The 10,407-nt window shown below is 32.6% G+C and carries 9 protein-coding genes; all 9 read left to right on the top strand.

Going from position 1 to position 10,407, the window contains the following annotated elements; translation table 11 throughout:
* The first annotated feature begins 150 nt into the window (after window positions 1-150).
* The 9 genes from KA878_RS02400 to KA878_RS02360 all read left to right on the top strand — a co-directional run bounded on the left by KA878_RS02400 (window position 151) and on the right by KA878_RS02360 (window position 10,405).
* A complete protein-coding gene (locus KA878_RS02400) occupies window positions 151-777 on the top strand; it encodes a poly-gamma-glutamate hydrolase family protein (protein ID WP_193839404.1) in 627 nt (208 codons plus the stop codon).
* Between the two features lie 45 nt (window positions 778-822).
* Window positions 823-1,119, top strand: a complete 297-nt coding sequence (locus KA878_RS02395) for a thiamine-binding protein (protein ID WP_053029347.1) — start codon at window positions 823-825, stop codon at window positions 1,117-1,119.
* Between the two features lie 316 nt (window positions 1,120-1,435).
* Window positions 1,436-2,980 carry a tRNA (N6-isopentenyl adenosine(37)-C2)-methylthiotransferase MiaB gene (gene miaB, locus KA878_RS02390; RefSeq protein WP_193839403.1) on the top strand — a complete coding sequence of 515 codons (1,545 nt, stop codon included), beginning with the start codon at window positions 1,436-1,438 and terminating at the stop codon, window positions 2,978-2,980.
* Window positions 2,981-3,346 (top strand): YlbF/YmcA family competence regulator, encoded by a 366-nt coding sequence (locus KA878_RS02385; RefSeq protein WP_075109061.1) that lies wholly within the window; start codon window positions 2,981-2,983, stop codon window positions 3,344-3,346. It abuts the gene before it with no gap.
* Window positions 3,347-3,367: 21 nt separating this feature from the next.
* Complete coding sequence (gene thiW, locus KA878_RS02380) at window positions 3,368-3,859, top strand: energy coupling factor transporter S component ThiW (RefSeq protein ID WP_053029350.1); 492 nt, start codon at window positions 3,368-3,370, stop codon at window positions 3,857-3,859.
* Window positions 3,860-4,117: 258 nt separating this feature from the next.
* Window positions 4,118-6,766 carry a DNA mismatch repair protein MutS gene (gene mutS / locus KA878_RS02375; RefSeq protein WP_193839402.1) on the top strand — a complete coding sequence of 883 codons (2,649 nt, stop codon included), beginning with the start codon at window positions 4,118-4,120 and terminating at the stop codon, window positions 6,764-6,766.
* A 12-nt stretch (window positions 6,767-6,778) separates the two neighbouring features.
* Entirely contained in the window at window positions 6,779-8,812 is a 2,034-nt protein-coding gene (mutL, locus tag KA878_RS02370) for a DNA mismatch repair endonuclease MutL (protein WP_193839401.1), read from the top strand.
* Between the two features lie 14 nt (window positions 8,813-8,826).
* Complete coding sequence (locus KA878_RS02365) at window positions 8,827-9,360, top strand: glycerol-3-phosphate responsive antiterminator (protein WP_053029353.1); 534 nt, start codon at window positions 8,827-8,829, stop codon at window positions 9,358-9,360.
* A 226-nt stretch (window positions 9,361-9,586) separates the two neighbouring features.
* Window positions 9,587-10,405, top strand: coding sequence for an MIP/aquaporin family protein (locus KA878_RS02360; RefSeq protein WP_053029354.1), 819 nt, complete (start codon window positions 9,587-9,589; stop codon window positions 10,403-10,405).
* The last annotated feature ends 2 nt before the right edge of the window (window positions 10,406-10,407 follow it).

Here is a 10,407-nt window from a genome sequence, read left to right as displayed (position 1 = left end):
AATTATACGGACTTTATCAACATTAGTATTTAGATACTATTAAAATTATTTAGTTTAAGTAATCATTATTAAATTTTAGATAAATACTTTTTAGGAATAAGATTAAGGGAAAAGAAAAGTAACAATAATTTACTTAAGTGAGGTTTCAAAATGGATAAATATCAGTCTATGAGTGAATTGCAAAGTGAAACGATTGAGAATAAAGATTGGGAAATTGTCACTGATAATAGAGATAGCGAAATAACAATTCTAGCGATACATGGCGGTGGAATAGAACCTGCTACTACTGAACTTGCGCGTGTTATTGCTAATGATGGGCAATTTAATTATTTTGCATTTAATGGTATGCGAACAAAAGGGAACAATGAGTTGCACGTAACATCTATTAATTATGATAATGACATTGCTATGGATTTAGTAAAAACAAGTGAACGTGCAATCACAATTCATGGATGTCTTGGTGAAGATGAAATTGCTTATATCGGTGGTAAAGATAATCTTTTAAAAGAGCGTATTGTTGAAGAATTAAGTCAAATTGGTATAGAAGTAAATGAAGCACCTAGTCATATGTCTGGTACTCAAGATAATAATATTGTGAATTGTACAAAAAATGGTGTAGGTGTGCAAATAGAGTTAACGTCTAGTTTGAGAAAATCTTTATTCAAAAATAATAAGAGTAACCGTAAAAGTAGGTTGGACGAATCGAATTGGGACGATAAGATGTTTGATTTGAGTAAAGCAATTAATATAGCAATTACTAAAGGCAATTTTAATTAATGCGTGGTAGAATTAAGGTAATAGAATAGACTGAGGTGATTATTAATGCAAGATACATTAATGAGTATTCAAATCGTTCCAAAAACGCCTAACAACGAAGACGTTATACCTTATGTAGATGAGGCTATCAAAATCATAAATGATTCTGGTCTGCATTTTAGAGTGGGTCCTCTCGAAACGACAGTTCAAGGCGATATGAGTGAATGTTTAATCCTAATTCAGAAATTACATGAACGAATGGTTGAATTAGAATGTCCAAGTATTATTAGTCAAGTTAAGTTTTATCATGTACCAGCTGGTATCACAATTGAAACGTTAACAGGAAAATATGATAGTGAATAAATGGCTTTTGAAGGGGCTAGGACATAAATAATATAATGATGTTATTTTGCAAATTCGCAGTAGCTAACTGAAGTGATAAGGCGCTTAAATCAAGCTTTTTTCAGTTCTAATCAAGGGCCCCCAACAAGCAGATCTTCATTAAGAAATACTACAAGCAAAGCAAGATAGGAGTGGACGATGAATTTTAAAAGAATTCTGTCGCACTCCTTTTTAAAATGACAAATTTATTAACTATTTTAACTCTTTTTGCACTTTATAATTAATTTTAATATAATGAACTAATGATATTAGGGCATATAGAAAGGAATTTTTTAAAGTGAATGAAGAACAAAGAAAAGCTGGTACGATAAATATCTTAAATGAGCGCGATAAGAAAGTAGAAAAAGATTATAGTAAATACTTCGAAAAAATTTATCAACCACCTAGTTTAAAAGAAGCACGCAAACGAGGTAAACAAGATATTAATTATAATCGTGATTTTCATATAGAAGACAAATACCAAGGAATGGGAAAAGGGCGTACATTCTTAATTAAAACATATGGTTGTCAAATGAATGCACACGATACAGAAGTAATGGCTGGGATTTTACAAGCTTTAGACTATACAGCTACAGATGATATAAATGAAGCGGATGTTATTTTGATTAATACTTGTGCGATTCGTGAAAATGCTGAAAATAAAGTATTTAGTGAAATTGGTAACCTAAAACATTTAAAAAAGAATAGACCTGAAGCATTAATCGGTGTTTGTGGATGCATGTCTCAAGAAGAGTCAGTCGTAAATAAGATACTTAAGTCATATCAAAATGTAGATATGATTTTTGGTACACACAATATCCATAAATTACCGGAAATTTTAGAAGAAGCATATCTTTCTAAAGCAATGGTTGTAGAAGTTTGGTCTAAAGAAGGCGACATTATTGAAAACCTACCAAAAGTTCGTGAAGGCAGTACGAAAGCATGGGTTAATATTATGTATGGTTGTGATAAATTCTGTACCTATTGCATTGTGCCATTTACTAGAGGAAAAGAACGTAGTCGTAGACCAGAAGATATCATTGACGAAGTCCGTGGTTTAGCACGAGATGGTTATAAAGAAATCACTTTACTTGGTCAGAATGTGAATTCATATGGTAAAGATATTAAGGATCTAGATTATGGATTAGGAGATTTATTAGAAGATATTTCTAAAATTGATATCCCAAGAGTACGTTTTACTACAAGTCATCCATGGGACTTTACGGATAGAATGATTGAAGTTATAGCTCAAGGTGGAAATATAGTGCCACATATCCATCTGCCTGTGCAATCTGGAAATAATGCTGTATTAAAAATTATGGGACGTAAATATACGAGAGAAAGTTACTTAGATTTGGTACATAGAATTAAAAATGCCATTCCGAATGTCGCATTAACGACAGATATAATTGTTGGATATCCTAACGAAACCGAAGAACAATTCCAAGAAACACTATCATTATATGATGAGATCCAATTTGAACATGCATATACGTACCTATATTCTCAAAGAGATGGTACGCCAGCTGCTAAAATGAAAGATAATGTACCTGAAGATGTGAAAAAAGAGCGCTTGCAACGTTTAAATAAAAAAGTAGGTCATTATTCTGAAAAAGCGATGAATCAATATGAAGGGCACACGGTAACTGTCTTATGTGAAGGTGTTAGTAAGAAAGATGATACGGTTCTAGCCGGTTATACTGAGAAGAATAAATTAGTAAACTTTAAAGGTCCACGTGAGGCAATCGGAAAATTAGTAGACGTTGAAATTGATGAAACAAAACAATATTCATTAAATGGTACATTCAAAGAATTTCATAGTGCACCAATGGTGACCAATTAAATGTATAGCAAGGATGAAATTTTAAAACAAGCCGATCAACTCACAAATAAAATTAAAGATTTAGACCTTATAAAATCATATCAAAATATAGAAAAACAAATTCATGAAAATCATAATATTGAAAATAAAATGAACCGTTTAAAAAAACAACAAAAGCAGTCAGTTAATTTTCAAAATTACGGTAAACAACATGCCTATCAACAATCAGAAGATGAGATTGAAGCTTTAGAACATGAAATTAATGAATTACCAATAGTTGAGGAATTTCGCTCTGCACAATATGAAGCGAATGATTTATTACAACTGATGATAAGTACTATGGAAGATCGTTTAAACGAACATAATGAAGATGAACATAAGGAATAATATAAGAAAGGGATAAGCACTATGAACAATAGAAAACTAACACTTACAGCATTGTTGATTGCCACTAACGTTGTGTTAAGTAGTTTTATTATCATTCCATTGGGACCTATAAAAGCAGCACCTGTGCAACATTTTATCAATGTATTATGTGCAGTATTTGTGGGACCATGGTATGGTTTAGCTCAAGCACTCATCTCATCAATCTTAAGAAATTTATTTGGCACTGGTAGCTTTTTCGCATTTCCAGGAAGTATGATTGGTGTGCTTTTAGCCAGCGTATTTTATATGTACAGGAAACATATTTTTATGGCTGCTGTTGGTGAAGTAATTGGTACTGGTATAATAGGAAGTTTGTTATGTATTCCAATGGCATGGTTCTTAGGCATGCAAGATTTCTTTGTTAAACCATTAATGATAGCATTTATTATTTCAAGTTTTATAGGTGCTGCGATTAGTTATTTCTTACTTTTTATGTTGAAAAAACGAGGATTACTGGATAAGTTTAAAAAATAATACTTTGTGGATGAAGAGTTGTTTTAATTAATTTGAGATTATCATTTTCAAAAGAAAGAGGCAGACGTTTAAAAAATGTCTATATTCTTAATTTTGTTATGATAATCTTTTTTTATTGATCATTGTGATAAATAAATTTTGCAATAGTATATAAAGTTAAATTAAATGAACTCACGAGCGTTGTAACATTTCATATGTTAAAATATATAAGTTAAAAGTACGTTATAATTCGGAAAAATATAGTAAGGTTGTGAAAATATGTCGAATACGACACCGATGATGCAACAATATTTGAAAATTAAATCGCAATATCAAGATTGTTTATTATTCTTTAGATTAGGCGATTTTTATGAAATGTTTTTTGAGGATGCAAAAGAAGCGTCTAGAATATTAGAAATTACATTGACTAAAAGAGATGCTAAAAAAGAAAACCCAATTCCTATGTGTGGCGTACCTTATCACTCTGCGAATAGCTATATTGAAACGTTAATAAATAATGGTTACAAAGTAGCAATATGTGAACAAATGGAAGATCCTAAGCAAACGAAAGGTATGGTAAAACGTGAAGTAGTTAGAGTAGTAACACCTGGAACAGTAATGGAACAAGGTGGTATGGATGAGAACCAAAATAACTATATTTTAAGTTTTATTAAACAAGATAGTAACTATGCCTTAAGTTATTGTGATATTTCAACTGGTGAATTAAAAGCTACTCAAATTGAAGATGAAGATACTTTAATAAATGAAATTGTAACTATAAATCCTAACGAAATCGTTGTTAATCAAGAAATTAATGAAAGTCTTAAAAAGCAAATCTATTTAACAACAGAAACAATAACTGTTAGTGAAACAATTTCGGATGCTTCATATGAGGTTAATCAACTAACTGATCATCATACGTATCAAGCTACTCAATTATTACTCGACTATGTATATCATACACAAAAGAGAGATCTATCTCATTTAGAGAATGCAATCACATATGCTGCAGTTGATTTCATGAAGATGGATTACTACGCTAAGAGAAATTTAGAATTAACTGAAAGTATAAGACTAAAATCTAAAAAAGGCACGCTTTTATGGTTAATGGATGAAACGAAAACACCAATGGGGGCGCGTCGACTTAAGCAATGGATAGACAGACCTTTAATTAATAAAGAAAGAGTAGAAGAGAGACTAAATATAGTTGAATCATTCATGAATCACTTCATTGAAAGAGATACGTTAAGAGGTTATTTAAATCAAGTTTATGATATAGAACGATTAGTAGGTCGCGTAAGTTATGGTAACGTCAATGCACGTGATTTAATTCAACTTAAACATTCAATTTCTGAGATTCCTAATATTAAAGCACTTCTCGAAAGTATGAATGATGTTGCGACAAATCAATTTAGTTCTCTTGAACCATTAGAAGATTTATTACAGGTATTAGAAGACAGTTTAATTGAAGAACCACCTATTTCCATTAAAGATGGTGGCCTGTTTAAACATGGCTTTAGTAAACAATTAGATGAATTCTTAGAGGCCTCTAAGAATGGTAAAGATTGGTTGGCACAGTTACAAGCTAAAGAACGAGAGCGAACAGGAATTAAATCACTTAAAATTAGCTATAACAAAGTATTTGGTTATTTTATAGAAATTACACGAGCAAACTTACAAGGATTTGAACCGAATGAATATGGTTATCACCGTAAGCAAACTTTATCTAATGCTGAGCGTTTTATAACAGATGAGTTAAAAGAAAAAGAAGATATTATTTTAGGTGCTGAAGATAAAGCAGTAGAACTTGAGTATCAACTTTTTGTTCGTTTAAGAGAACATATTAAAACTTATACGGAAAGACTTCAAAAGCAGGCTAAAATTATTTCTGAACTTGATTGCTTGCAAAGTTTTGCTGAAATTGCACAAAAATACAACTATGTTAGACCTGAATTTAGTGATAATAAAACATTAAAATTAGAAAACTCACGTCACCCTGTGGTTGAACGTGTAATGGACTATAATGACTACGTTCCTAATGATTGTGAATTAGACAAAGACAACTTTATTTATCTTATCACTGGTCCTAATATGTCAGGTAAGTCAACTTACATGAGACAGGTTGCAATCATCAGTATTATGGCTCAAATGGGGGCATATGTTCCTTGTGATAAGGCAACATTGCCAATATTTGATCAAATCTTTACTCGAATTGGTGCTGCAGATGATTTAGTATCAGGGAAAAGTACATTTATGGTAGAGATGTTAGAAGCACAAAAAGCATTAACATATGCGACTGAAAATAGTTTAATCATTTTCGATGAAATTGGTAGAGGTACTTCGACGTATGATGGCTTAGCTCTAGCCCAAGCCATGATTGAGTATGTTGCTCAAACGTCTCATGCAAAAACGTTATTCTCAACGCATTATCATGAATTAACCACATTAGATCAAGCACTACCAAGCCTTAAAAATGTACACGTTGCCGCTGATGAATATCAAGGAGAGTTAATCTTCTTACATAAAGTAAAAGATGGGGCTGTTGATGATAGTTATGGTATTCAAGTAGCTAAACTGGCTAACTTACCAGATGATGTGATTAATCGTGCGCAAGTGATTTTAGATGCTTTCGAACAACATCAAAACGCCAATGATTATGAAAAAACTAGTAATTCAGTGCTTAAGGAATCGGTGTCAGTTGAAAGCCACGATATTAACGCTACACAAAATAAAAAAGATAGCGATAAAAAAGCACAAACTGACAATCATGGACCAAGCAATGAATTTGAACAAGCATCATTTAATCTATTCGATTCAGAACCAACAGTAAGTGAAATCGAGGAAGAGATTAAAAAACTTAATATATCAAATATGACACCTATTGAAGCATTACTTAAACTAAGTGAATTACAAAATCAATTGAGATAGAGGTGTTGGAAAATGGGCAAAATTAAGGAACTACAAACGTCTCTTGCGAATAAAATAGCAGCTGGTGAAGTAGTAGAGCGTCCAAGCTCAGTTGTGAAAGAATTGTTAGAAAATGCAATCGATGCACAATCTACGGAAATTAATATTGAAGTAGAACAATCAGGTATTTCTTCTATTAGAGTCGTAGATAATGGTACTGGTATTGAACAAGATGACTTAGATTTAGTATTTCATAGACATGCAACAAGTAAGCTAGATGCAGATGATGATTTATTTCACATTAGAACATTAGGTTTTCGTGGTGAGGCATTAGCAAGTATATCTTCAGTAGCTAAAGTTACGCTTAAGACGTGTACAGATAGTGAGAATGGTCATGAAATCTATGCCGAAAATGGCGAAATTTTAAGTCGTAAACCAGCTAAAGCTAAAAAAGGTACCGACATCACAGTAGCATCACTATTCTACAATACACCAGCCCGCCTAAAATATATAAAAAGTTTATATACAGAGTTAGGCAAAATTACAGATATCGTCAATCGTATGGCAATGAGTCATCCCGATATACGTATTTCTTTAATATCAGATGGAAAAACATTGTTGAAAACTAACGGTTCCGGTAAAACAAATGAAGTTATGGCTGAAATCTACGGTATAAAAGTTGCAAAAGATTTAGTACATATTCAAGGTGATACGAGTGATTATCACTTAGAGGGTTTCGTAGCTAAACCAGAGCACTCAAGAAGTAATAAGCATTATATTTCAATATTTATTAATGGCAGATATATTAAAAACTTTGTACTCAATAAGGCAATTATTGAAGGGTATCATACATTACTTACAATTGGACGTTATCCGATTTGTTACTTAAATATCGAAATGGATCCAATACTCGTAGATGTGAATGTTCATCCAACTAAATTAGAAGTCAGATTATCAAAAGAAGAACAATTATATCAATTAATTGTTGAGAAAATTCGAGAAGCTTTCAAGGATAGAATTTTAATTCCGCAAAATGATTTGGATAGAAGACCTAAAAAAAATAAAGTATTAAATCAATTTGAACAACAAAAAATAGACTTTGAGAGACGTCAACAGAATTTGAATCAAGAGACTGCGACTCCAACCTATAAGACATCTAGTGATTCTAATGACGATCACTTAAATGAATCAAATTATGAGTACGATGCTCCAGATAATAAAGATAGCATAAATGAAAGTACGGAAAGCATCGTTCACAATAATAAACGCGCCGATGACAAAGATTACTTCCAAATTCAAAAAGAAATTTTGAATGAAATGGATAGTGATACGACTAATCCAGATAATCAGGATATAAATTACGCAACAAAAGGCGCATCAGAAGCAAATATGAGTGATGAAATAGCGCCAAAAAATCAACAAACATTATATCAACCACAAGATAGCAATGATATTAAAGGAAAGGTAAGTAACACACCATCGCGACGTGTTCCATATATGGAAGTTGTCGGCCAGGTACATGGAACTTATATTATTGCCCAAAATGAAAACGGCATGTTTATGATTGATCAGCATGCTGCTCAAGAACGTATTAAATATGAATATTTTAGAGAAAAAATTGGCGAAGTGACGAATGAAGTCCAAGATTTGTTGATACCATTAACATTTCACTTTTCAAAAGATGAACAAATGATTATAGACCAATATCAAGAAGAATTAGACAAAGTTGGCGTTCATTTAGAGCACTTTGGCGGTCATGATTATATCGTGAATAGTTACCCTGTTTGGTTCCCAAAAGCGGAAGCGGAAGAAATTATTCAAGATATGGTTGAGTTGGTATTAAATGATAAAAAAATAAGTGTAAAAAAAATGCGTGAAGATGCTGCGATTATGATGAGTTGTAAGAAATCAATTAAGGCAAATCATTATTTAAAAAATAATGAGATGGCGGATTTGATTGATCAATTACGTGAAGCGGAAGATCCATTCACATGTCCGCACGGCAGACCTATTATCATCAACTTCTCGAATTATGAACTAGAAAAATTATTTAAACGCGTCATGTAGAGAGGAAAATGCTTATGAAAGAATACGTTTTACCTGCGATACGTAATATGAAAGACTTAGAGAAATTAATAAAAACAGATTATAAAATATGTGTGCTATTAGATATGCATATTGGTCATTTGAAAAGTGTTATGGCGCTGCTAAAGGCGAATCAAATTGAAGCCTATATTCATATCGATTTAATTAAAGGTATGGCTGTCGATGAATATGCTTGTGAATATATCATTCAAACGTATAGTCCTAAAGGCATCGTTTCTACCAAATCTAAAGTAATTCAAAAAGCTAAATCGTTAAATAAGTTAACGATTTTCAGGGTGTTTATTATAGATAGTCAAGCCTTAAGTAGAAGTATTAACTTAATTAAGAAAGTTGAGCCTGATTATGTAGAAGTATTACCTGGTATAGCGCATAAAGTTGTTAAAATCATTGATGAAGAAACTGCTTCAAAAGTCATTGCAGGTGGTTTGATTAATGAAGAAAGCGAAATAACTCAGGCACTTAATAGCGGTGCGAGCTACGTTACAACCAGTAACCGTGCATTATGGTAATTCGTACTGCCATCAATCCATCTTCTTTCTTAATTTTATAAAATGAGTACAATCAATTTTAGGATTACTTAAATGTGACAAAATTTCAACGAAAGTATTGACAACGCTTACAAACTTTCTGTATGATTTAAACAAGTTAATATAAAGATTAAGAGACGAAGAGATTTCTGCAATGCCTTTATTAGCGCCTTTGTAGGAATCTTTTTGTCTTATAGGAGGATTCATCATGAATGTTTATTTAGCAGAATTTTTAGGTACTGCTATTCTAATTCTTTTCGGTGGTGGCGTTTGTGCTAACGTTAATTTGAAGCGAAGCGCTGGTCAGGACTCTGACTGGATCGTTATTGCAGCAGGTTGGGGACTAGCTGTATCAATGGGTGTTTACGCAGTTGGGAAATTTTCAGGAGCACATTTAAATCCAGCGGTGACTATTGCTCTAGCGATGGATGGCGGTTTTAGTTGGGCGCAAGTACCAGGTTACATAATCTGTCAAATGCTTGGAGGTATTGTAGGTGGTGTGCTCGTTTGGTTAATGTATTTACCGCATTGGAAAGCAACAGAAGATAAAGGTGCGAAGTTAGGTGTATTTTCTACAGCGCCAGCAATTAAGAACTATTTTGCAAACTTTTTGAGTGAAATTATTGGTACAGCGATTCTTTGCCTAGGTATTTTATTTATTGGTGTTAATAAAATTGCCGATGGATTAAATCCGCTTATCGTTGGTGCCTTAATCGTTGCAATTGGACTAAGTTTAGGTGGTCCTACTGGCTATGCCATCAATCCTGCACGTGATTTAGGACCAAGAATTGCACATGCAATGCTACCAATAGCTGGTAAAGGTGGTTCTAACTGGGGCTATGCTATAGTACCCGTATTGGGGCCTATTGCAGGAGGTATGTTAGGAGCAGTTATTTATAAAGTCTTCTACAAAGGACAATTTGATTTGATTTGTGCAGTTGGTATTTTACTAGTTATCGTTACATTAGTGCTTGGTTTGGCACTGAACAAAGCTAATAAATCAAATGATATTGAATCAATTTATTAATT

This window comes from Staphylococcus sp. GDY8P57P (assembly GCF_017892585.1).
GTDB classification, from domain to species: Bacteria; Bacillota; Bacilli; order Staphylococcales; family Staphylococcaceae; genus Staphylococcus; species Staphylococcus borealis.
Note: the sequence above shows the minus strand (reverse complement) of the source record. Positions and strands in the feature narration are given on the sequence as shown.